Origin of the sequence: Sphingopyxis sp. Geo25 (assembly GCF_949769135.1) — a bacterium.
Taxonomy (GTDB): Bacteria; Pseudomonadota; Alphaproteobacteria; order Sphingomonadales; family Sphingomonadaceae; genus Sphingopyxis.
Window position 1 is genome coordinate 424,278 of sequence record NZ_CATKOZ010000002.1, and the last position, 20,895, is coordinate 445,172.

A 20,895-nucleotide genomic window follows, 5' to 3' on the forward strand; every position below is an offset into this window, starting at 1 on the left:
ATTAACCAGCGTGACCAGCCTGCCAGCCGAAATGACCGTGATCGCGATCCGCGAGCCCGGCGGACCCGAGGTGCTGGTTCCCGAAACCCGCCCCGTGCCGCGGCCCGGCCCGGGCGAGGTGCTGATCCGCGTCGCCGCTGCCGGGGTGAACCGTCCCGACGTGTTGCAACGCATGGGCTTTTATCCGCCGCCGCCGGGTGCGTCGGACCTGCCGGGGCTCGAGGTCGCGGGCACCGTCGTCGCGGTCGGGCCGGCGGGCGATCGCGAACTGCTGGGCCAGTCGGTCTGCGCGCTCGTCGCGGGCGGGGGCTATGCCGAATATTGCGTCGCGCCGGGGGGAAGCTGCCTTCCGGTGCCGCTGGGCTTTTCGATGGAAGAGGCGGCGGCGCTGCCCGAGACCGTGTTCACCGTCTGGCACAATCTGTTCGAGCGCGCCTATGTCCGCGACGGCGAGACCGCGCTGATCCACGGCGGCACCAGCGGCATCGGCACGACCGCGATCGGGCTGTGCAACCTGTTCGGGGTCCGCACGATCGTCACCTGCGGCAGCGCAGATAAGTGCGCCGCCGCGACCGCGCTCGGCGCGACCCACGCGATCGATTATTCGGCGGAGGATTATGTCGAGGCGGTGAAGGGTCTGACCGGCGGCAAGGGGGTCCAGGTCGTGCTCGACATGGTCGGCGGCGATTATGTGCCGCGCAACATCGAGTGTCTCGCCGACGACGGGCGCCATGTCTCGATCGCGTTCCAGCGCGGCGCGAAGGCCGAGGTCGATGTGTCGCAGATCATGCGTCGCCGCCTGACGCTGACCGGCTCGACGTTGCGCGCGCGTAGCGCCGAATTCAAGGCTCTGCTCGCGGACGAGATTCACCGTACGCTCTGGCCGCGCCTGTCCGAAGGCGGCTGGAAGCCCGCGATGGACCAGAGCTTCCCGCTCGCCGAAGCCGCCGCCGCGCACGCACGGATGCAGGCAGGCGCGCATGTCGGAAAGATTGTGTTGAGGCTGTCCTGATCTGGCGCCGTCTTGGTGCGGGGACGACAGCGAGAGGAAGCAGCGGATGAGCGACCGGCCTATCCTTCACGAATATGCGCCGAGCGGAAATTGCTACAAGATCCGGCTGACAGCGGCGTTTTTGGGTGTCGCGCTCGACCGGCGCGAATATGACATCATGAAGGGCGAGACGCGGACGCCTGAGTTCATGACATCGGTCAATGCCAACGGCCGCATTCCGGTGCTCCAGATCAGTGACAAATTCCTGCCCGAAAGCAACGCTGCCTGTTTCTGGCTGGCCGATGGCACGCATCTCGTTCCCGACGACCGCTTCGCACGCGCCGACATGCTGCGCTGGATGTTCTGGGAGCAGTATAATCACGAACCCAATGTCGCGACCCTGCGCTTCTGGATGGGGTGGATCGGCGACGCGAATTTGACCGATGTCCAGCGGGCGCTGCTGCCCGGCAAGATCGAGGCGGGAAAGGCCGCGCTCGCGTTGATGGACGAGCATCTGGCGAAGCACGACTGGCTCGCGGGCGGGGCGCTCTCGCTCGCCGATATCGCGCTTTATGCCTACACGCATGTCGCGGAGGAGAGCGGCTTCTTCGCGCTGGCCGATTATCCGGCGGTGCAGCGCTGGCTCGCGCGGATCGAGGCCGAGCCGGGCTATGTGGCGATGGGCGCCTAGGGGAAAGGCGTTGGTTACATCAGCCGCGCCTTGATGACCGACTGCGCCGCGACAGCATCCAGAAAGGCGACTTTATGCGTTGGATGGACAAACAGAACCTCGTCGGTGCCGTGCGAACGCCCGTCCGGCAGCGGTTCGAGGAGGGGATGCCCGTCCTCCGTTCGGCCGATCAGGAACCCCTGGTAATCACATGATTTGAAAAAGCCCTTGATCGCCTCGGATGACGTTCCGCAGGCTGCGAGGGCGGCTTCGTTGATTTCGATGATGACGGCGGGCTTGTGCGTCTCGATTGTCTTCCGCGCGCCTTCGAGGGCATTTGCTTCCGAGCCTTCGATATCCATCTTGATCAGCACCACCGACGCGTCGGGATATTCGGTCATGATGACGTCGATGGTCGTCATGGGAACCTCGTAGCGGTCGACGCCATCGGCGGTCGCGCCGGCCGAATAGCAGCCGTCGTTGCCATTCGCCGGCAAGGCGAGCGTCAGGGTGCCCGCCGCCGCGCCTACCGCCACGTTGCGGACGGCTAACGTCGCCATGCGCTCGCCATTCAGCGCCGAATTGCGCCTGATCGCGTCCGCATGGAAAGGCATCGCTTCGATCGTGACGACCGTGCCTCCGGGCCCAAGCGTTCGCGCGAACTGCAGCGCATGGGCTCCGATATTGCCGCCGACATCCAATATCAGTCGCCCGGCGCCCCGCGTTCCCCCGATGAACAGGTCCGCAACGGCCAGGCAATGGGGCTCAAAGCTGCCGAGATAATCGAGAAGGAGGGGAATGTAGTCGGCCCGTTCGAAGTGCATCCGAACACCGTTGCGCGTCGTCATGACGTGCGGCGCGGGTTGCCGCCGATACCCCCAAGCCAGCGCGGCCTCTTCGGCCCTGAGGCCGACCTTGCCGGCGAAGCGGGCGCGCTGGACCCGGTCCGAGACTGCATAGCAGATCGATCGCAAGGCTCCCATCATCGCCTCCCCCTGTTTCCCGGGCTCAATATATCACAAGCTTTTGCCTCGGTTGCATGCTGATCGATTTCTACCTCGACGGGAGTAGGCGGGGCGAACGGCGGTGGAGGGTGTCGCTTGTCGGCCAGCGGTCGCAAGCCGAAATCGTCCTGCCAAGACCCGACTGACGCCGGGCCTTGCCCCTTTCGTCAAACCGGCATATATCCCCCGCCAATGTCCGGCCGCCCCGCGAGGGGCGGCCCTTATTATTTCCGCTGGAGATTTCGCCATGGCCAATGCCAACGCTACCCCGCTGATGCCGCATGCGACCGCCGCCTGGCTGGTCGACAACACGGGGCTGACCTTTGCCCAGATCGCCGAATATTGCGGTATCCACATCCTCGAGGTGCAGGCGATCGCCGACGAGACCGCGGCGACCAAATATACCGGCCGCGACCCCGTCCGCGCGCACGAGCTGTCGATGGACGAGATCGAAAAGGGCCAGAAGGATCCGAACTACAAGCTCAAGATGAGCGTGCAGGCGCAGGATACGATCCGCCGTACCCGCGGCCCGCGCTACACGCCGGTCAGCAAGCGCCAGGACAAACCCGACGGCATCGCCTGGATCCTGAAGAACCACCCCGAGGTGTCGGACGGCGCGATCGGCAAGCTGATCGGTACCACGCGCAACACGATCGGTGCGATCCGCGACCGCAGCCACTGGAACAGCGCGAACATCGTGCCCAAGGATCCGGTGACGCTTGGTCTCTGTTCGCAGCGCGAACTCGACGCGCTGGTCGCCAAGGCCGCGAAGAAGGCCGGCATCAAGGCGCCCGAGGACAGCCGTCTGGAGGGCGACCGCGAAGCGCTGCTCGAAGAGCTGCGCGCCGAACGCACCGCCGCCGCCGAAGCGCGCGCGGCCGAGGAAGCCGACGCCGACAGCGAAGCCTGACGCATGGTCGGGGGCGGCGACGAGGATCATATTCCGGCAGCCAGCGGCTCGCCGGACGCGTCGCTGACCCAGGACGACAGCTTCACCGCGACGAGCCACGCCGGGCTGACCTATCCGTGGGGCGAGGCCGCGCCGGCACCCGGCGAGACGATCCGCATCGCCGACGGCATCAGCTGGGCGCGCATCCCGATGCCGGGGTCGCTCGGCCATATCAACAGCTGGCTGCTCGACGACGCCGACAGCGAAGGCCGCGAGGGGGTCGCGGTCGTCGACACCGGCATCTGCCTGACCGCCTGTTCGGACGCGTGGAAGGCGCTCTATGCCGGGGCACTCAAGGACAAGCGGATCACACGGGTGTTCGGCACCCACCTCCATCCCGACCATATCGGGCTCGCGGGCTGGATCGCGAAGAAGCAGGGCGTCAAACTCTGGATGACGCGCGGCGAAATGCTGACCGCGCGCGCGATCGTGGCCGATTCGTCCGAAGTGGCGCCCGACGAGGTGCTCGCCCAGTCGCGCGCCGCCGGCTGGGACGAGGCCGCGATCGAGCAGCAGCGCGCAAGCGGCTGGAACATGTTCCAGCGGATGATCTTTGCGCTGCCGCGCAGCTATGTCCGCATCGCCGACGGCCAACGACTCGATTTCGGCAAGCATGTGTGGCGCGTCGTCACCGGGTCGGGACACAGCCCCGAACATGCGTGCCTGTGGAACGAACGCGAGGGCGTGCTGGTTTCGGGCGACCAGGTGCTGCCGCGGATCAGCTCGAACGTGTCGGTCAATATCACCGAGCCCGACGCCGATCCGCTCGGCGAATGGCTGGCGTCGATCGACAAGCTGATCGCGACCGTGCCCGCCGACGTCGTCACCTGCCCCGCCCATGGCGAGCCTTTCAAGGGCCTGCACGTCCGCCTGATGGCGCTCCGCGACGAACATCGGATGCGGCTCTACAAGGTCGCGGAGGCGGTCGCCGAAAGGCCGATGCGCGCGGTCGACACCTTCGCGCTGCTGTTCAACCGCCCGATCACGGGCCACAACCAGAATCTCGCAACCGGCGAGGCGCTCGCGCACCTCAAGCGGCTAGAGGTCGAGGGCCGCATCCGCAAGGAGGACCGCGGCGGGGTGTGGTGGTACCACGGGGTCGCGTGACGCCGTCGGCTTTGGGGTGGGAAGCGGACGTATCAACAGCGTCGCCCCCGCGCAGGCGGGGGCCGATAGCCGCCTATTCCTGCGCGGCCGCGTAAACCGACAGCGGGCCCCGCCTGCGCGGGGGCGACGGCTCATTTCGGTCGATACCGGCCGTAATCTGCCCCTATTCCTCGGTGCGGATCAGGATCATCTCGCCGATCAGCGCAAAGAGGATGAACGGCCCCCACGCCGCGAGGAAGGGCGTGTAGGCGCCGAGATCGCCCATCGCGAGCGCGAAATTGTCGGCGACGAAGTATGCGAAGCCGAGCGCCATGCCAAGGATCGCACGGACGAACAGCTTGCCCGAACGCGCCAGGCCGAAGGCCGCGACCGCGCCCAGCAGCGGCATCAGGATCGCCGACAGCGGCCCCGAAATCTTGTGCCACAGCACGCCCTTCAGCGAATCGACCGGTCGGCCCGCTGCCTCAAGCTCGTCGATGGCGGTGCTGAGCTCGGTGAAGGGCAGTTCGTCGCCGTCGACCTGCGCCAGCGTGAACTGGTCGGTGCCGACCCCCTTCATCGCGACGATCGTGCCGAGCGGTTCGAGCGTTCCCGAACGGCGGATGAAGCGCCGCGCATTGGTCAGCTCCCAGCCGCCCGCGACGGGCTTCGCGCTGTCGGCCTTCAGCATCGACGACAGCACGCCCTGCGTGCGTTCATAGACGGTGACGTCTCGCAGCACGACGGGGCCGCGCGTTTCGACCGTGCCGGCGTTGATCAGGTCGTTGCCCGCGCGCACCCAGATGTTGGCGCGCACCCCGCTGTCCCTGGGCACTTTGGCATATTCGACCTTCTGCCAGGCGCTGAGCGCCGCGGTCGAGCGCGTGACGATGCGTTCGTTGAAGGCGAAGCTGATCCCCGCGACGAGCAGCGCGGCGAGGAACAGCGGCGCCAGCACCTGGTGCGCCGACATGCCCGACGCCTTCATCGCGATGACCTCGCTGTTCTGGTTCAGTGTCACCAGCGTCAAAATGGTGCCGAGCAGCACCGAAAAGGGCAGGAAGGTCTCGATGATCTGCGGGATGCGCATCCCGACATAGCGCCAGACCTCGCTGTCGCCATTGCCCGCGACCGCGAGGATCTTGCCGCTCTCGCCGAGCAGGTCGAGCGTCTGGAGGATGAGTACCAGCGCGAACAGGATCGAAAAGCTGCGGATCAGGAACATCCGCCCGACGTAAAGCGCCATCGTGCGCGACGGGAAAAAGTGGAGCTGGTGCATGTCAGGCGGCTCGCGGCTTCCGCTGGAAGGCGCCGACCAGGCGGCGGATCTTCTGTCCCGCCTTCGCCGCGAAGCGTTCGAGCGCGCCGATCGGCTGGCCGCCAGGGACATAAGCGACGGTGTAATACATCCAGATCGCCAGCCCTGCGAACAAGAGGAAGGGCACCCACAGCGCGATCAGCGGGTCGACCGCGCCGCGCGCGCCGAGATCCTCGGCATATTGGTTGATCTTGTGCTGCGTCACCAGCAGCACGATCGACAGGAACACCCCGAGCGCCGAGGTCGATCGTTTGGGCGGGATCGCCAGCGCCACCGCCATCAGCGGGATCAGGAACATCGACATCACCTCGACGATCCGGAAATGGAAATTGGCGCGCGATTCCAGCCGCGTCTTCAGCGACTCGTTCTTGTCGCGCCCGGCGACGAGCAGTTCGGGGATCGTCAGTTCGCGGTCGGCGCCGCCGCGCAGGCGGAACGCCTCGATCTTCGGCAGCGGGATCGGCAGGTCGTGATTGTCGAAGGTCAGCACGCGCGGCACCGCGAATTTCGGCGATTCATGGATCAGCACGCCCTGCGACAGCCGGAGGATGATCGTGTTCGGATCGTCGGTTGCGAGGAATTGGCCGCGCGATGCGGTCGCCGACACGCGCTGGCCGTCCTTGTTTTCGCCGCGCACGAAGATACCGCGCAGCGACTTGCCCTCGTTATAGCTTTCCTCGATGCGCAAGGTCATGCGGTCGCCCAATTTGGTGAATTCGCCGACCTTGATCGAGGCGCCGAGCGCGCCCGACCGAAGATCGAACTGCAGACCCTCATAGGCGTAGCGGGCATAGGGCTGGATGAAGCCGACGATCGCGAGATTGAGCGCCGCGAGCGCGATCGCATAGGCGTAGGGAACGCGCAGCAGCCGCCCGAACCCCATGCCGACGCCGCGCAGTACGTCTAGCTCACTCGACGTGGCAAGCCGCCGGAAAGCAAGGAGAATCCCCAGCATCAGGCCGATCGGGATGCCGAGCGAGAGATATTCGGGGATCAGGTTGGCGAGCATCCGCCACACGACGCTGACCGGGCCGCCTTCGGTCGCGACGAAATCGAACAGCCGCAGCATCTTTTCGAGCACGAGCAGCATCGCCGAAAGGACGAGGGTGCCGAGCATCGGGAAAAACACCAGCCGCGCGATATAACGGTCGATGGCGGGTAGCTTGTTCAATCTTTGGTCGCCCCATCACCATGATTTGGCCGCAAATGATTCCGATATGCCGATTCACGGGCAACAGGGACCCATGTCAGCGTGACGGCTGGCGTGGCTATAACCACTGGGAGCTATTGCGTCATGTCGAAATTTACGTCGGCGTCGCTCTGCGTGGCTCTGCTGTCCATGTCGGTGGCAGCGAACGCAGAGGGGCAGGTCTTACCGAACGACCTCGCCAAATGCCGGAGTGGGCCGTCCACCCTGGTCCAGATCAGCGGCGTCAAGGCCGGATCGGGCAAGATTCGGGTCCAGAGCTATCGCGCCAACGCGTCCGAATGGCTGGCCAAGGGCCGCTGGCTTACGCGCATCGAAGTCCCCGCGCGTGCGTCATCGATGACCGTGTGCGTGCCGCTTCCCCAGGCCGGTGCCTATGGCATCGCGGTGCGCCACGATTTCAACGGCAACGGCAAGACCGATCTGTCGACCGACGGCGGCGGGATGTCGAACAACCCGAGCATCAACATCTTCAACCTCGGCAAGCCGAGCTACAAGAAGACGGCGTTCGAGGTTGGCAATGCACCGAGAACGATCTCCATCACCATGAAATATATGTAGCCGATGGCCAGCGTCGCCCTTCTTTCCAATCCGCGTTCGACCGGCAACCGCTCGCTGTTGCCGCAGGTTCGCGAATTTTGTGCGGCGCACCCCGACATCTTCCACTATGAAGTGGAGGACGTCGGGCAGATCGGCGAGGCGATCCGCACGATCGCAATGGTCAACCCCAGCGTCGTCGCGATCAACGGCGGCGACGGCACGGTGCAGGCGGCGCTGACCGAACTCCATTCGGGCGGCCATTTCGACGGTTCGCCGCCGCCGGTCGCGGTGCTTCCCAACGGCAAGACCAATCTGATCGCGCTCGACCTTGGCGCCGAGGGCGATCCGATCAAGGCGCTGCAGCGCGTGCTCGACCTCGTCCATTCGGGCGAGCTTCAGGAGCATGTGATCGAGCGCCAACTGATCGCGCTCGACAATGACGGCGGCCGGCCGGTGCTCGGCATGTTCCTCGGCGGCGCTTATCTTGCCGACGTGATGCTCTATTGCCGTAACCGCATCTATCCGCTTGGCCTGCCGAACGGCGTTTCGCACATTCTTGCCGCAATCCTCGGGCTGTTCGCGATCATTTTTGGCCTCGGCGGTGGGCGGCTCCCGCCGAAGCCCGAGCCGATGACCGTCTCGCTGGTTCGCCAGGGCGAGTTCAAGGGCAAATTCTCGCTGCTGATCGTCACGACGCTGGAAAAGCTGCTGCTCAGTATCAAGACCAGCGAAAGTCACGGGACCAATGGTCACATGAAGCTGCTCGCGACCGACAGCAATGTCGGTGCGCTCTTCCGGATGCTCGGCGCAACGTGGCGCGGGACGCTGGGGCAGAAGCCGCTCGACGGGGTGCATTTCCAGCAAGGCGACGAAATCCGCATCGAGGGAAAGCGTTCGAACGTCATCCTCGACGGCGAAATTTTCGAAGCGAAGAACGGCAGGCCGATCATCCTGACCTCGACGCAGCCGGTACCGTTTCTGCGCCTCGCGGCCTGACGCCCGCCTTATGTCCGATATCCGCGCCCTCGTCCGCGAAGAGCTTGCGACGCCGGTCGATCCGCGCGCCGCGGCAATGGCCGCGGCGATCGCGGCACACTATCCGGGCAGCGCGCGTGCGGTGCTGTTCTATGGCTCGTGCCTCCGCGAGACGCAGCTCGACGGGCTGATGCTCGATTTCTACCTGATCGTATCCGACTATGGCGATGCCTTTCCGAAGCGCTGGATGGCGCTCGCCAACCGGCTGATCCCGCCGAACGTCTTTCCGTTTCAGCACGGCGGACTGATCGCCAAGTATGCGGTGCTGAGCGAGGCCGACTTCGACCGGCTGAATGGCGCCGAAACGCGCAATGTGTCGGTATGGGCGCGCTTCGCGCAGCCGTCGCGACTGGTCTGGGCGGTCGACGATACCGCGCGCGACCGGGCGATCGCGGCGGTCGCGCGCGCCGCGCCGACCTTGCTCGCGGCGGCGGGGCGCGTCGAGGGCGAGGCACCGCTCGACTGGTGGCGCCGCGCCTTCGCGCTCACCTATTCGGTCGAACTCCGCGCCGAGCGCACGAACCGCGCCCAATCGGTGGTCGATGCCGATCCCGATCGCTACCTGCGGTTCAGCGAACCCGCGATTGCCGCGATTCCCGCGAACGCGCGCGGCGGCGGCTGGGCGCGGCGGCGGATCGAGGGCAAGCTGCTCAGCATCGCGCGGCTCGCGAAGGCCAGCCTGACCTATGCCGGCGGGATCGATTATCTGGCGTGGAAGATCAATCGTCACGCGGGCACGAAGATCGAGATCAAGCCCTGGCAACGCCGCTGGCCGCTCGTCGCCGCGCTGACCCTGGTGCCGCGCCTGATCAGGGGCGGGGCGATCCGCTAGGCATGCAACGCCGGTGACTATGGACCCCGGATCAAGTCCGGGGTGACGAAAAGACAAGCTGTCGCTTCAGCTCGCCAGCCGCTGCCCCTCGGGCCGTCCGTCGCCGCAGCGCCGGATCGCCCGGTCGAGCGCGACCAGCGTGAAGGGCTTGCGCAGCACGTCATGGTCGCCGAAGGCCTCGACCTCGCCCGCGTCGCCCGCATAACCGGTGACGAACAGGATCGGGAGGGCCGGCCAGCGCCGCCTGAGCTGCGCGACCATTTCGGGGCCGGTGAGCTGCGGCATCAGGACGTCCGACAGTATGAGGTCGAACCCGCCGTGGCGCTCGACGATCGCCTCGGCCTCGAGCGGATTGGCGCAGGCCACCGCCTTGTGTCCCAGCTCCTCGACCGCGTCGACGGTCGCGGCGAGCACGCGCTGGTCGTCCTCGACGACGAGGATGCGCAGCGCCTCGGTGGCGGGTGCGGCGACCGGGTCGGTGTCGCGGCCGGGATCGGTCAGGACGGCCGCAGCGGCCTTTGCCACCGGCAGCAGCATCGCGACGCTGGTGCCTTGGCCCTCGGTCGAATGGATCTGCACCTCGCCGTCCGACTGACGGCAGAAGGCGAAGACCTGGCTCATGCCGAGCCCGGTGCCCTGACCCGCGGGCTTGGTGGTGTAGAAGGGGTCGAACACCCGCTCGAGCACTTCCGCGGACATGCCGCAGCCGGTGTCGATGACCTGCACCGCCAGCGCGGCGGTCTGGTCCTGCTCGTCGGCCAGGGTGCGGATCGTCAGCGAGCCATGCCCCTCCATCGCATCGCGCGCGTTGACCGAGAGGTTCAGCAGCGCGTTCTCGAACTGCTGCCGGTCGATCCAGCAGGCGAGACCGGGGCTGTTGAGATCGAGCGTCAGCGCGATGCGGTCGCCGATCGTGCGCTCGATCAGCTCGGCGAAGCTCGCGATGCAGTCGTCGACGACGACCATTTCGGGGCGCGCGGGTTCGGAGCGCGCGAAGGCGAGCAGGCGGCGGGTCAGGTCGGCGGCGCGGTTGGCGCCGTCCATCGCGTTCGACAGGTGGCGCTGCGCCTTTTCGGGCGCGGTGACGACCAGCCGCTGCGCGAGTTCGAGCCCGCCGACGACGACCGCGAGCATATTGTTGAAGTCGTGCGCGATCCCGCCGGTGAGCTGGCCGACCGCTTCCATCTTCTGCGCCTGCCGCAGCTGCGCCTCGGCGGCCTCGCGCTCGCTCATCTCGCTGCGCAGCGCGACGTTCGCTTGTTCGAGCTCGGCGGTGCGCGCTTCGACCGCGGCCTCCAGCTGCATGGCGCGGTCGCTCTCGGCCCATTGTTCGCGGCGCGCGGCGCGGCGTTCGCTTTCGGCGCGGACCAGCGACACGGTCGCGGCAATCGCGATGACCGCGGCGGCGGCGCCGAGCAGCGAAAAGAGCAGAATCGCCTGGTTGAGGCTCGCGCGGTCGGCCGACGCGACGCGGTTGCGCTCGGCGAGGATCGTCCGCTCGTTGCGGATCAACTCGGACAAGAGCCGGTCGATACGGGTCAGTGCGGCGTCGTGCCCCGCGGCATTATATTTGGAGATGGCGGCGACGGTCTGGCGATAATTGGCGCTGAGCGCCGCGTCGCCGAGCTGCTCGCCGCGCACGTTGAGTTCAGCGGTCAATTGCTTGACGAGCGCGTCCTGCTTGGGGTTGTCGCGGACATTGCGTTGCAGCAGCGTCAGATATTGCTGCGACAGCCCCCATTGCTGCTGATAGACGCGGCCGTCCTCCTTCTGCAGCCCGACCGCGAAGCGCCCGAGCGCAGCCTCGGCGCGCGCGAGCGCGGCGTCGAGGCTGCGCGTCTGCGAGATGATTTCCAGGCTGTGCGCCTGCCAGCCTAGCGACCGGTCGTAGCTGTCGTTGGCGCGGGTGAGCAACAGCACGAGCGCGCCGACGATTCCGGTCAGGATCGCGCCGAGGACGATCGTCAGCCAGAAGCGCAACCGCTCCCGCCGATCCTCGGTTTCATTGTCGATATCCCGCTCGAACACGCTCATCTTCTACCGGACGCGCGCTTTACCGCAAAGCCGCGAAGGCGCCGCGCCGGGGCAACGCCTTCAACTCGCCGCGAAAAGGAATCCGCTGGTCGGCGCGGCGGCCGCGTTCAACCGATGATTTGCGCACGCTTGCCCGCGCGTTCGAAACGGCCGAGGATCTCGTCGACCTGCTCGCTCGTGTGCTCGGCGCAGAGCGAACAGCGCAGCAGCGTCATCCCCGCGGGGGTCGCGGGCGGACGGGCAAGGTTCACGTACAGACCTTCCTCGAGCAGCGCTTCCCACATCATCGCGCCGCGTTCGAGGTCGGGCATGATCACCGCGATGATCGCCGACTGCGGTTCTTCGGTGCCGAGCTGAAAGCCGAGCGCGCGGAGGCCCGCGTGGAGTTTCTTGCTGTTCTCCCACAGGTGCGCGCGCTTGTTCGACCCGTGCATCAGCTTGCGGATGCTCGTCGCCGCGGTCGCGACGACGCTGGGGGGCAGCGAGGCGGTGAAGACATAGGGGCGGCAGACGAGCCGCAGGATCTCGAACTTCGGGTGGTTCGACACGCAGAAACCGCCGACCGTGCCGACGCTCTTCGAAAAGGTGCCGATGATGAAATCGACATCGTCGATCACGCCCTGCGCCTCGGCGACGCCGCGGCCATGCTCGCCGATGAAGCCCATCGAATGCGCTTCGTCGACGAGTACCATCGCGCCATTTTCCTTGGCGATGCGGACCATCTCTTTCAGCGGCGCGATGTCGCCGAGCATCGAATAGACGCCCTCGAGCACGACGAGCTTGCCCGCCTCGGCGGGCAGGCGCTTCAGCCGCTTTTCGAGCGCCTCGATATCGTTGTGGCGAAAGGCGACGATCTCGGCATCGCCCATCTTGCATCCGTCATAGATCGATGCGTGGCTGTCGATGTCGAGAATGACATAATCGCCCTTGCCCGCAATCGTCGAAATGATCCCGAGGTTCGCCTGATAGCCGGTCGAGAACACCATGGCGTGGTCCATGGCGTAAAATTCCTTGAGCGCCTCTTCGCATTCCTTGTGGCCCTGATAGGTGCCGTTGAGGACGCGGCTGCCGGTGGTGCCGCTGCCGAACGTGTCGAGCGCCTCCTTGCCTGCGGCGATGACATCCTCGTCGAAGGTCATGCCCATATAATTATAGGTGCCGAGCAGGATCGTCTCGCGCCCGTTGCAGATCGCGACGGTCGGCGAGAGCACTTTCTCCATCACCAGGCTGAACGGGTCGGTGACGCCGGTCGCGAGCAGATCCTCGCGCTGCTGGATCAGCGGGTCGAATTTGGAAAAAAGGTCGGTCATCCCGGTATCAGCCCTGCAGCTTCTCGACCGCGGTGACCAGTTGGCCGACCGTCTCGATCTCGGCCTGCTGGTTCATGCTGATGATGATGTCGAACGTGTCCTCGACCTCGGCGACGAAATCCATCACGGTCAGGCTGTCCCATTCGAGATCGCCGGCGAAGGTGGTGGCGTCGGTCAGCGCGACGCCCTTCTTGTTGAAAGGTTCGATCAGGCCGAAAATCTGGTCCTTGAGGGCGGTGCTCATCTGGTGCGTCCCATAATGGAAGAAAGTTGCGCGCGGGAATGCCGCGATGCTTCCCGCTTGGCAAGCGAATGCGGCGGGAATCGGGCAGCATCTTGCCGTTTACGGCGCGCCATGCCATCCCGATCACGGGTCACTGAAGCCTTCGGGCAGGGGACAGGACTTTATGGACAGCGAAAAATCGAGCGTGACGCCGGAGCCGGCGACGGGCTTTCCGTCCAACGCGGTGCATCTCGTCCGCACGACGCAGCAGATCACGATGCAATTGTCGCAGATGGCGGATCAAAAGGCGTCGATCCTGATGGGTGCGACCTTCGTCGTCTTCACGCTCGCGGTCGGGCAGGCGCGCTCGGGCGGCGGGGCGCTCGCGATGCCGCTGACGATCCTCGCGACTTTCTCGTTCCTTTCGGCGCTGCTGGCGGTTTCGGCGGTGCTGCCGCGTGTCGGCAAGGCACCGCCCGTCGTTTACAAGGACGGCAAGGACCACAGCAATATCCTGTTCTTCGGCCGCTTCGAGCAGATGGAGGAAGATGAATATATCGCGGCGGTCAAGGCGCGCCTGCGCAGCGAAGAGGATATGTACGAGGCGATGCTGCGCGATACCTATCAGAACGGCATCGTGCTGGCGCGGCGCAAATATCGGTATCTTGCCTATGCGTACCGGCTGTTCGTGACGGGGCTGACGTTGACCTTCGTGGCCTTCGGGGTCGAGATGGCGATGCTGCGGGTGGGATGATACAGCGACGCACTGGATAATATCATTCGTCATCCCGGACTCGAACCGGGATCCACTCACGCGGCGCTGGAGGAATGGATCCCCGGTCAAGTCCGGGATGACAAAGAAAAAGGTGACAGAGGCATTGCTGTTGCCTTTGTGCCACCCCTGCAGACAAATAAACCGCCCGCGCCGGACCACACTTGAACCCCCAAGCCGTCCCGCCTATCCGGGCCGGCTATGCTGGAGCAGGCCCACCCCCTGACTGCGGATCGTCCGCAGGATTTCCGCGCCGAGTTTCGCGCGACGCTGGCGCTCGCCGTGCCGCTGGCGGCGGCAAACCTGCTCCAGATGATGGTCCATGCGATCGACGTCATTTTCGTGGCCCGGCTCGGCGACAAGGATCTGGCGGCCTCGTCGCTCGGGGTTTCGATCTTCGGTCTGTTGCTCTGGACCGGCACCGGCCTCGTCAGCGCCGCCGCGCCGCTGATCGCCGCAGAACTCGGTCGCCGCAAGCACAGCGTGCGCGAGGTGCGCCGCACCGTCCGCATGGCGTTGTGGCTGAGCGCGCTCGTTTCGCTGGTGTTCATGGCCGTTTGCGCGGCGGGCGGGCCGATCATGCGCGCGACGGGGCAGCCCGAGGAGCTGACCACGCGCGCGGCGAGCTTCTTGCTGATCCTGATGCTCGGGATGTTCCCGATGATCGCGGCGGCGGTGCTGCGCATTTTCGTCTCTGCGCTCGGTCGCCCGACGATCGCGACGATGATCACCTTCTTCGCGCTCGGCACCAATGCGCTCGGTAACTGGGCGCTCGTCTTCGGTCACCTCGGTATGCCCGCACTCGGCCTCCACGGTTCGGCGCTGTCGAGCATCATCACGAGTACGCTGATCCTGCTCGCCTATGTCGTCGTCATCCAGAGCGACCGGCGCCTCCGCCGCTACCGCCTGTTCGGCAACTGGTGGCGCAGCGAATGGAGCCGCTTCCTCGACATGCTGCGCATCGGCACCCCGATCAGCCTGACCATTCTGGCCGAGGCGGGGCTGTTCACCGGCGCGGCCTTCCTGATGGGGCGCATCGGCGAGGCGCAGCTTGCCGGGCATACGATCGCGCTTCAGGTCGCCGCGCTCGCGTTCCAGATCCCGTTCGGGGTCGCGCAGGCGGCGACGATCCGCGTCGGGCTGGCTTATGGTGCGCAGGATCATCGCGGTATCGGGCTCGCGGGCTACGCCTCGCTCGCGCTCGGCATCGGCTTCATGGGTTTTACCGCGATGCTGATGTGGTTGTTCCCGTCGCTCGTCCTGTCGATCTATGTCGACGTCGACGCCGCGCGCAACGCCGCGCTCGTCGGTTTCGCGATGCAGTTCCTCGTCGTTGCCGCGGCGTTCCAGCTGTTCGACGGCGCGCAGGCGGTCGCGGCGGGTGCGCTCCGCGGGTTGCAGGACACGCGCGTGCCGATGATCATCGCGGTCTGTGGCTACTGGATCGCCGGATATGGCACCGCGATCTACCTCGGCTTCTGGACCCCGCTTGCAGGGGTGGGCGTCTGGATCGGGCTCGCGGTGGGCTTGATCGTCGTGGCCGCGCTACTGCTCACGCGCTGGCGGATGCGGGCGCGATTGGGGCTGCTTCCTTCAATCGCTGCTGGCTGAATTGGTGCGCCAGCTGGTTGAGGCGCCGGGTCATCGCAACCAGTTCGTCACGACTGGTCAGCATCGGCGGGCGCTGCGCGTTCGATGAATTCTGGAAACTCAGCCGGCTGGTCACCGTCCGGCCATCGAACACGAGTGCGACTTCGAGCACCGAATGGACGATATCGGCTCTGACAGGTAGAAGCTGCTGGATAGCTGCAACGCGAACGTCGAGACGCTTCGGGTTGCGGAACCGATCGCGCGCCTTCTGTAGAAGGGTCAGCTTCTGGCTGAATGGCTGTCCCGGACTCGCCTTCACATCGGTCCTGCCGATATATTGCATAACCGCCGATTCGAGGCGGGCAAAGGCGTCCAAAAAATCGCATCGCAGCAACTGCGCATCATTTCGAAGCACCGTTAGATCGGTGGCGTCGCTGCCCTTGATGATCGGAATTTCGTACCCCATCTCAGCGGCGTAACGCGCCGCCGAAAATTTTCCCTTAATCGCCTTGACGCTGTCACAACCCCCACCCATATGCCGGCTGTTAGCAATCGCGCCCCGTGAGTGCTAAAACGACATCCATTGCATCTCTGGAGGGATATCCATGCAATTTCGTCCGCTGCACGACCGCGTGCTCGTTCGCCGTATCGAAGCCGAAGAAAAGACGGCCGGCGGCATCATCATCCCCGACACCGCCAAGGAAAAGCCGCAGGAAGGCGAAGTCGTCGCCGTCGGTTCCGGCGCCAAGGCCGAAGACGGCAAGGTCACGCCGCTCGACGTCAAGTCGGGCGACCGCATCCTGTTCGGCAAATGGTCGGGCACCGAAGTCAAGGTCGACGGCGAAGAGCTGCTGATCATGAAGGAATCGGACATCCTCGGCGTCATCGCCTGAGTGATTTGATCGAATCTCGAGTGAAGTCGCGCAGTTTCCTGCGCCTTTGAAAGGAATAAGCCCATGGCTGCTAAAGACGTCAAATTCTCGCGCGACGCGCGCGAACGCATCCTGCGCGGTGTCGACACCCTCGCCGACGCGGTGAAGGTCACTCTCGGCCCCAAGGGCCGTAACGTCGTGATCGACAAGAGCTTCGGCGCGCCCCGCATCACCAAGGACGGCGTGACCGTCGCCAAGGAAATCGAACTCAAGGACAAGTTCGAGAATATGGGCGCCCAGATGCTGCGCGAAGTCGCATCGAAGGCGAACGACAAAGCCGGCGACGGCACCACCACCGCGACCGTGCTCGCCCAGGCGATCGTGCGCGAAGGCATGAAGTCGGTTGCCGCCGGCATGAACCCGATGGACCTGAAGCGCGGCATCGACCTCGCGGTCACCAAGGTCGTCGAAACGATCAAGGCACAGTCGAAGCCCGTTTCGGGCACCGCTGAAATCGCCCAGGTCGGCATCATCTCGGCGAACGGCGACAAGGAAGTCGGCGAGAAGATCGCCGAAGCCATGGACAAGGTCGGCAAGGAAGGCGTGATCACCGTCGAGGAAGCCAAGGGCCTCGATTTCGAGCTCGATGTCGTCGAAGGCATGCAGTTCGACCGCGGCTATCTGAGCCCCTATTTCATCACCAATCCGGAAAAGATGCTCGTCGAGCTGGCCGATCCGTACATCCTGATCTTCGAAAAGAAGCTGTCGAACCTCCAGTCGATGCTTCCGATCCTCGAAGCCGTGGTGCAGTCGGGCCGTCCGCTGCTGATCATCGCCGAGGACATCGAAGGCGAAGCGCTCGCAACGCTCGTCGTCAACCGTCTGCGCGGCGGCCTGAAGGTCGCGGCCGTCAAGGCGCCGGGCTTCGGCGATCGCCGCAAGGCGATGCTGCAGGACATCGCGATCCTCACCGCCGGTGAAATGATCAGCGAAGACCTGGGCATCAAGCTCGAGTCGGTTACGCTGAACATGCTCGGCCAGGCGAAGCGCGTCACGATCGACAAGGACAACACCACCATCGTCGATGGTGCTGGCGACCATGACGCGATCAAGGGCCGCGTCGAACAGATCCGTGCGCAGATCGAAACCACGACCAGCGACTACGACAAGGAAAAGCTGCAGGAACGTCTGGCGAAGCTCGCCGGCGGTGTTGCCGTGATCAAGGTCGGCGGCGCTTCGGAAGTCGAAGTGAAGGAACGCAAGGACCGCGTCGACGACGCGCTCCATGCGACCCGCGCTGCGGTCGAAGAAGGCATCGTCCCCGGCGGCGGTACGGCTCTGCTGTACGCCACCAAGGCCCTCGCCGGCCTGTCGGGCGTCAACGAAGACCAGACCCGCGGTGTCGACATCATCCGTCGCGCGCTGCAGGCTCCGGTTCGCCAGATCGCCGAAAACGCGGGCTTCGACGGCGGCGTCGTCGCGGGCAAGCTGTTCGACCAGAACGACAGCAACTTCGGCTTCAACGCCTCGACCGACGTCTATGAAGACCTGGTCAAGGCCGGTGTCATCGACCCGACCAAGGTCGTCCGCACCGCGCTGCAGGATGCGGCCTCGGTCGCCGGCCTGCTGATCACGACCGAAGCCGGCATTGCCGAGACGCCCGAAGACAAGCCGGCGATGCCGATGGGCGGCGGCGGCATGGGCGGCATGGGCGGCATGGACTTCTAAGTCCGTACCGTTCGGCGCTCAGCCAACGAGAAACGGGGCCGGGGGAGAAATCCTCCGGCCCTTTTCTTTTGTTATATCGTGATCCCCGGCGAAAGCCGGGGCCCAGATCGCTGGCCGCCGCGTCACATGGGCCCCGGCTTTCGCCGGGGATCACCTATGTCCGACCCCGAGGTGGGAAGGCGAAATAGGATGGCCGGGACATTGCCAGTTCACCTTGCCGGACATAGCTAGGCACCATGCTCTTCTTCCTCACCCTTGCCGCTGCTGCCGGCGATCCCGCCCCGATCGAACGCTGCGGCTATCGTATCGTCCAGAGCTATCCGCACGACGCGACCAGCTTCACCCAGGGCCTCTTCTGGGACGAGGGGCATCTCTACGAAGCCACCGGTCAATATGGCCAGTCGCGCGTCGCGCGGCTCGACCTCAAGACCGGTCGCGCGCTGATCCAGACGAAGCTGCCGTCGGACCAGTTCGGTGAGGGCATCACCCGCTGGGGCGACCAGATCGTCGGCGTAACCTGGCAGAATGGTGTGGGGCATCGCTGGGCGATCAAGGATCTGAAGCCGCTCGGGACCTTCAAATATGACGGCGAGGGGTGGGGCGTGACGATGGTCGGGGACAGCCTCGTCCTCAGCGACGGATCGTCGCAGCTCAAGTTTTTCGATCCCGCGACGATGACGGAACAGAAGCGCGTCACCGTCCGCTTCGGTGGCCGTCCGCTGGCGATGCTCAACGAGCTCGAAACGATCGACGGTCAGGTCTGGGCGAACGTCTGGATGACCGACCTGATCGTGCGCATCGATCCCGCGAGCGGTGACATCGGATCCTACATCGATCTGACCGGGCTCAGGCAGGATGCGGGTGCGACGGGCGGCGACAGCGTGCTCAACGGCATCGCGTGGGACGCGAAGAAGAAGCGGCTGTTCGTCACCGGCAAATATTGGCCGAAGCTTTACGAGATCGCGCTCGCCGACTGCGGTTAGGCTCTCAGCGCCGCCTCCATCCGCGCCGCCGCAGCATCGTAGACGCGGGCCTTCAGCCCCTCGGTGATTACCGCCGGCGTCCGGTCGGGATGGCCGCCGGCGAAGGGCGGGGCGGGGTCATATTCGATCGCGAGCTGGATTGCCTGCGCCACCGCATCGCCCTTGATCCGGGCGATCAAGCTCAGCGCGAAGTCGAGTCCCGAGGTCACGCCGCCGCTGGTGACGACGGGGCCGTCCTCGACGATCCGTTCCGCCTGGTGGGCCGCGCCGACAAGCGGCAGCAAATGCGTGTAGCCCCAATGGGTCGTTGCGCGCTTGCCCTTGAGCAGCCCAGCGCGGCCGAGCAGGAAGGCGCCGGTGCAGACGCTCGTGACCCATGCGGCGCCTGCCGCCTGCCGTGCGATGAAGTCGATCGTCGCCGCGTCGCCGAGCGCGTCGACGACGCCGTGCCCGCCGGGAACGCACAGGATGTCGGCTTGCGGCGCGCTGGCGAAATCATGCGTTGGCAGGATCGCAAAGCCGCTGTCGGTCGCGATCGGATCGAGGCTTTGGGCCGCGCCGACCAGGGTCGCGCCGGGCATCCGGCAGAGTGCCTGCGCCGGCGCGGTGAAGTCGAGCTGCGTGATGCCCGGAAAGAGCAGGAAGACGATGGTGATCGGGGTTTCGGTCATGCGGATGGTCCCTCTTCGGCAGTGGATCACCCAGGCGCGCGGCTTACATCGGCCCCGCTTCCCGATGGAACTCCACCTTCTTGCGCCAGTCGCGGGACAGCGTCATCCTAATCCCGCCGCGCTTCGAGGGGAAGACTATTTTGCCGTTTCTTCCCTGGTGGCGGCCTCGTCGGCTGCCGGCGCGGCGGCGTCGCGGCTTTCCAGCATTTCGGCGGCATCGTCGAGCGCCTTGGCCTCGCTGACGGTCACGCCGCCGGGGCCGGGCTCATTCTCGGTGCGGCTGCATCCCGCCGCCAGCATCGCAAGGGCCGCGGCGGGCAGGAAATATCGCATCATCCACTCCAGCAAAAAGGGGCCCCATCCGGCAGGATGGAGCCCCTCGATATCAGCCAGAAGGCCAGCCTGCGACTTACTTCTTGTCGTTGGCTTCGGCCTTCTTGGTTTCGTCGGCAATCTTGTCGCCCGCGGCCGCGGCGGCGTCGCCTGCTGCGTTCACGGTGCCTTCGACGGCATTGCCGGCCTTGTCGGCGGCGCCTTCGACAGCGGCGCCGGCATCCTTGGCGGCATCGGCAGTCGCGTCGGCAGCGTCGGTGGCGGCATCGGCCGCGGCATCACCGGCGGCGGCGGCATCGTCGGCAACTGCGCCCGCGGCTTCCGACGTTTCTTCCTGCGCCTTTTCCGAGCAGGCGGCGAGGCTGAAAGCGGCCGCGGCCATCGAGGCGATGATGATCTTGCGCATGGGGTCTCCCTCTATCCAATATAATGGCCGAAAAGCCATCATGCCGAGATTAAACGGCGATGCGCGGCTTGGCAACCGGCGAGCATCCGCCGAGCAGAAAGGCGCGAAAAGGAGGGCGATTCGCTATTTGCAAACGCATGACGGACCGTCCGGTATCGGGCGGTTAGCTGCCATTTGCGACCGATCCGGCTTCGATGACCGGTTTCGACTGAAGGTGACCTATCCTGCATCGTCACCCTGAACTTGTTTCAGGGTCCATGGTCTGCCGTTTCCTTCGGCGCGGCGCCGGATGCAAGGCCCGGCCATGGATGCTGAAACAACTTCAGCATGACGAGAATTGA

22 protein-coding genes and 1 riboswitch are annotated in these 20,895 nt (G+C 65.5%); of the genes, 12 read left to right on the forward strand and 10 right to left on the reverse strand.

The genetic code is table 11. The features are described 5' to 3' along the window. The first annotated feature begins 10 nt into the window (after positions 1–10). Positions 11–1,012, forward strand: a complete 1,002-nt coding sequence (locus tag QOL68_RS09235; RefSeq protein WP_282948701.1) for an NAD(P)H-quinone oxidoreductase — start codon at positions 11–13, stop codon at positions 1,010–1,012. 46 nt (positions 1,013–1,058) lie between these two features. After that, complete coding sequence (locus QOL68_RS09240; RefSeq protein WP_282948699.1) at positions 1,059–1,682, forward strand: glutathione S-transferase family protein; 624 nt, start codon at positions 1,059–1,061, stop codon at positions 1,680–1,682. Positions 1,683–1,696: 14 nt separating this feature from the next. Here QOL68_RS09240 and QOL68_RS09245 read toward each other — a convergent pair whose 3' ends face one another. Further along, on the reverse strand, positions 1,697–2,647 hold the full coding sequence (locus QOL68_RS09245) for an FkbM family methyltransferase (RefSeq protein ID WP_282948697.1): 951 nt from the start codon (positions 2,645–2,647) through the stop codon (positions 1,697–1,699). 292 nt (positions 2,648–2,939) lie between these two features. Between QOL68_RS09245 and QOL68_RS09250 the strand changes: the two genes are divergently transcribed. Together QOL68_RS09250 and QOL68_RS09255 are read left to right on the forward strand one after the other, a co-directional pair. Beyond that, entirely contained in the window at positions 2,940–3,575 is a 636-nt protein-coding gene (locus QOL68_RS09250) for a DUF1013 domain-containing protein (RefSeq protein ID WP_058455143.1), read from the forward strand. A 3-nt stretch (positions 3,576–3,578) separates the two neighbouring features. Further along, entirely contained in the window at positions 3,579–4,721 is a 1,143-nt protein-coding gene (locus QOL68_RS09255) for an MBL fold metallo-hydrolase (protein ID WP_282948695.1), read from the forward strand. A 163-nt stretch (positions 4,722–4,884) separates the two neighbouring features. Here the strand turns inward: QOL68_RS09255 and lptG are convergent, their stop codons facing one another. Further along, complete coding sequence (lptG, locus tag QOL68_RS09260) at positions 4,885–5,979, reverse strand: LPS export ABC transporter permease LptG (protein WP_058455079.1); 1,095 nt, start codon at positions 5,977–5,979, stop codon at positions 4,885–4,887. A 1-nt stretch (position 5,980) separates the two neighbouring features. After that, the gene (gene lptF / locus QOL68_RS09265) at positions 5,981–7,189 is read right to left on the reverse strand and encodes an LPS export ABC transporter permease LptF (RefSeq protein WP_282948692.1); all 1,209 of its coding nucleotides are present in this window, start codon (positions 7,187–7,189) and stop codon (positions 5,981–5,983) included. Positions 7,190–7,312: 123 nt separating this feature from the next. Between lptF and QOL68_RS09270 the strand changes: the two genes are divergently transcribed. From QOL68_RS09270 to QOL68_RS09280, 3 genes are read left to right on the forward strand one after another with little or no spacing between them, the layout of a single operon-like run. Beyond that, positions 7,313–7,786 carry a DUF2141 domain-containing protein gene (locus QOL68_RS09270; RefSeq protein WP_058455080.1) on the forward strand — a complete coding sequence of 158 codons (474 nt, stop codon included), beginning with the start codon at positions 7,313–7,315 and terminating at the stop codon, positions 7,784–7,786. Positions 7,787–7,789: 3 nt separating this feature from the next. Beyond that, positions 7,790–8,761 carry a diacylglycerol/lipid kinase family protein gene (locus tag QOL68_RS09275; RefSeq protein ID WP_204991801.1) on the forward strand — a complete coding sequence of 324 codons (972 nt, stop codon included), beginning with the start codon at positions 7,790–7,792 and terminating at the stop codon, positions 8,759–8,761. Between the two features lie 10 nt (positions 8,762–8,771). Beyond that, complete coding sequence (locus QOL68_RS09280; RefSeq protein WP_282948688.1) at positions 8,772–9,632, forward strand: hypothetical protein; 861 nt, start codon at positions 8,772–8,774, stop codon at positions 9,630–9,632. A 66-nt stretch (positions 9,633–9,698) separates the two neighbouring features. On the opposite strand, the gene QOL68_RS09285 is transcribed toward QOL68_RS09280, so the two are convergent. From QOL68_RS09285 to QOL68_RS09295, 3 genes are all read right to left on the reverse strand, one after another. After that, positions 9,699–11,666: an ATP-binding protein gene (locus QOL68_RS09285; protein ID WP_282948686.1), complete on the reverse strand. Its 1,968-nt coding sequence runs from the start codon at positions 11,664–11,666 to the stop codon at positions 9,699–9,701. 107 nt (positions 11,667–11,773) lie between these two features. Continuing rightward, the gene (gene spt, locus QOL68_RS09290) at positions 11,774–12,976 is read right to left on the reverse strand and encodes a serine palmitoyltransferase (RefSeq protein ID WP_282948684.1); all 1,203 of its coding nucleotides are present in this window, start codon (positions 12,974–12,976) and stop codon (positions 11,774–11,776) included. Between the two features lie 7 nt (positions 12,977–12,983). Further along, positions 12,984–13,220 carry an acyl carrier protein gene (locus QOL68_RS09295; RefSeq protein ID WP_282948682.1) on the reverse strand — a complete coding sequence of 79 codons (237 nt, stop codon included), beginning with the start codon at positions 13,218–13,220 and terminating at the stop codon, positions 12,984–12,986. 163 nt (positions 13,221–13,383) lie between these two features. Between QOL68_RS09295 and QOL68_RS09300 the strand changes: the two genes are divergently transcribed. Both QOL68_RS09300 and QOL68_RS09305 read left to right on the forward strand, forming a co-directional pair. Continuing rightward, on the forward strand, positions 13,384–13,953 hold the full coding sequence (locus QOL68_RS09300; RefSeq protein WP_058455146.1) for a Pycsar system effector family protein: 570 nt from the start codon (positions 13,384–13,386) through the stop codon (positions 13,951–13,953). A 219-nt stretch (positions 13,954–14,172) separates the two neighbouring features. Continuing rightward, complete coding sequence (locus QOL68_RS09305) at positions 14,173–15,582, forward strand: MATE family efflux transporter (RefSeq protein ID WP_282948679.1); 1,410 nt, start codon at positions 14,173–14,175, stop codon at positions 15,580–15,582. Here QOL68_RS09305 and QOL68_RS09310 read toward each other — a convergent pair. Next, positions 15,524–16,027: a hypothetical protein gene (locus tag QOL68_RS09310; protein WP_058455086.1), complete on the reverse strand. Its 504-nt coding sequence runs from the start codon at positions 16,025–16,027 to the stop codon at positions 15,524–15,526. The two genes, QOL68_RS09305 and QOL68_RS09310, sit on opposite strands and share 59 nt — an antisense overlap. 139 nt (positions 16,028–16,166) lie before the next feature. Here QOL68_RS09310 and groES point away from each other — a divergent pair, with 139 nt between their 5' ends. The 3 genes from groES to QOL68_RS09325 all read left to right on the forward strand — a co-directional run bounded on the left by groES (position 16,167) and on the right by QOL68_RS09325 (position 19,144). After that, positions 16,167–16,454 carry a co-chaperone GroES gene (groES, locus tag QOL68_RS09315; protein WP_058455087.1) on the forward strand — a complete coding sequence of 96 codons (288 nt, stop codon included), beginning with the start codon at positions 16,167–16,169 and terminating at the stop codon, positions 16,452–16,454. Between the two features lie 63 nt (positions 16,455–16,517). Next, positions 16,518–18,161: a chaperonin GroEL gene (gene groL, locus QOL68_RS09320; protein WP_058455088.1), complete on the forward strand. Its 1,644-nt coding sequence runs from the start codon at positions 16,518–16,520 to the stop codon at positions 18,159–18,161. A 236-nt stretch (positions 18,162–18,397) separates the two neighbouring features. After that, complete coding sequence (locus QOL68_RS09325) at positions 18,398–19,144, forward strand: glutaminyl-peptide cyclotransferase (RefSeq protein ID WP_282948672.1); 747 nt, start codon at positions 18,398–18,400, stop codon at positions 19,142–19,144. Here QOL68_RS09325 and QOL68_RS09330 read toward each other — a convergent pair. From QOL68_RS09330 to QOL68_RS09340, 3 genes are all read right to left on the reverse strand, one after another. Beyond that, complete coding sequence (locus tag QOL68_RS09330) at positions 19,141–19,815, reverse strand: DJ-1/PfpI family protein (protein ID WP_058455090.1); 675 nt, start codon at positions 19,813–19,815, stop codon at positions 19,141–19,143. The two genes, QOL68_RS09325 and QOL68_RS09330, sit on opposite strands and share 4 nt — an antisense overlap. 21 nt (positions 19,816–19,836) lie before the next feature. After that, positions 19,837–19,918, reverse strand: a riboswitch (ZMP/ZTP riboswitch). Positions 19,919–19,950: 32 nt separating this feature from the next. Continuing rightward, on the reverse strand, positions 19,951–20,151 hold the full coding sequence (locus QOL68_RS09335) for a hypothetical protein (RefSeq protein WP_156416518.1): 201 nt from the start codon (positions 20,149–20,151) through the stop codon (positions 19,951–19,953). 73 nt (positions 20,152–20,224) lie between these two features. Next, positions 20,225–20,554, reverse strand: a complete 330-nt coding sequence (locus QOL68_RS09340) for a hypothetical protein (RefSeq protein ID WP_058455091.1) — start codon at positions 20,552–20,554, stop codon at positions 20,225–20,227. Between the last annotated feature and the right edge of the window lie 341 nt (positions 20,555–20,895).

What these genes read in the sequence shown, in the direction of transcription:
- QOL68_RS09335 (WP_156416518.1), bottom strand. Translation starts at nt 20,151, where the DNA reads ATGATGCGATATTTCCTGCCCGCCGCGGCCCTTGCGATGCTGGCGGCG.
- QOL68_RS09255 (WP_282948695.1), top strand. Translation starts at nt 3,579, where the DNA reads ATGGTCGGGGGCGGCGACGAGGATCATATTCCGGCAGCCAGCGGCTCG.
- QOL68_RS09280 (WP_282948688.1), top strand. Translation starts at nt 8,772, where the DNA reads ATGTCCGATATCCGCGCCCTCGTCCGCGAAGAGCTTGCGACGCCGGTC.
- groL (WP_058455088.1), top strand. Translation starts at nt 16,518, where the DNA reads ATGGCTGCTAAAGACGTCAAATTCTCGCGCGACGCGCGCGAACGCATC.
- QOL68_RS09325 (WP_282948672.1), top strand. Translation starts at nt 18,398, where the DNA reads ATGCTCTTCTTCCTCACCCTTGCCGCTGCTGCCGGCGATCCCGCCCCG.
- groES (WP_058455087.1), top strand. Translation starts at nt 16,167, where the DNA reads ATGCAATTTCGTCCGCTGCACGACCGCGTGCTCGTTCGCCGTATCGAA.
- QOL68_RS09285 (WP_282948686.1), bottom strand. Translation starts at nt 11,666, where the DNA reads ATGAGCGTGTTCGAGCGGGATATCGACAATGAAACCGAGGATCGGCGG.
- spt (WP_282948684.1), bottom strand. Translation starts at nt 12,976, where the DNA reads ATGACCGACCTTTTTTCCAAATTCGACCCGCTGATCCAGCAGCGCGAG.
- QOL68_RS09300 (WP_058455146.1), top strand. Translation starts at nt 13,384, where the DNA reads ATGGACAGCGAAAAATCGAGCGTGACGCCGGAGCCGGCGACGGGCTTT.
- lptG (WP_058455079.1), bottom strand. Translation starts at nt 5,979, where the DNA reads ATGCACCAGCTCCACTTTTTCCCGTCGCGCACGATGGCGCTTTACGTC.
- QOL68_RS09340 (WP_058455091.1), bottom strand. Translation starts at nt 20,554, where the DNA reads ATGCGCAAGATCATCATCGCCTCGATGGCCGCGGCCGCTTTCAGCCTC.
- QOL68_RS09305 (WP_282948679.1), top strand. Translation starts at nt 14,173, where the DNA reads ATGCTGGAGCAGGCCCACCCCCTGACTGCGGATCGTCCGCAGGATTTC.
- QOL68_RS09240 (WP_282948699.1), top strand. Translation starts at nt 1,059, where the DNA reads ATGAGCGACCGGCCTATCCTTCACGAATATGCGCCGAGCGGAAATTGC.
- QOL68_RS09250 (WP_058455143.1), top strand. Translation starts at nt 2,940, where the DNA reads ATGCCGCATGCGACCGCCGCCTGGCTGGTCGACAACACGGGGCTGACC.
- QOL68_RS09275 (WP_204991801.1), top strand. Translation starts at nt 7,790, where the DNA reads ATGGCCAGCGTCGCCCTTCTTTCCAATCCGCGTTCGACCGGCAACCGC.
- QOL68_RS09330 (WP_058455090.1), bottom strand. Translation starts at nt 19,815, where the DNA reads ATGACCGAAACCCCGATCACCATCGTCTTCCTGCTCTTTCCGGGCATC.
- QOL68_RS09245 (WP_282948697.1), bottom strand. Translation starts at nt 2,647, where the DNA reads ATGATGGGAGCCTTGCGATCGATCTGCTATGCAGTCTCGGACCGGGTC.
- QOL68_RS09310 (WP_058455086.1), bottom strand. Translation starts at nt 16,027, where the DNA reads ATGGGGTACGAAATTCCGATCATCAAGGGCAGCGACGCCACCGATCTA.
- QOL68_RS09295 (WP_282948682.1), bottom strand. Translation starts at nt 13,220, where the DNA reads ATGAGCACCGCCCTCAAGGACCAGATTTTCGGCCTGATCGAACCTTTC.
- QOL68_RS09270 (WP_058455080.1), top strand. Translation starts at nt 7,313, where the DNA reads ATGTCGAAATTTACGTCGGCGTCGCTCTGCGTGGCTCTGCTGTCCATG.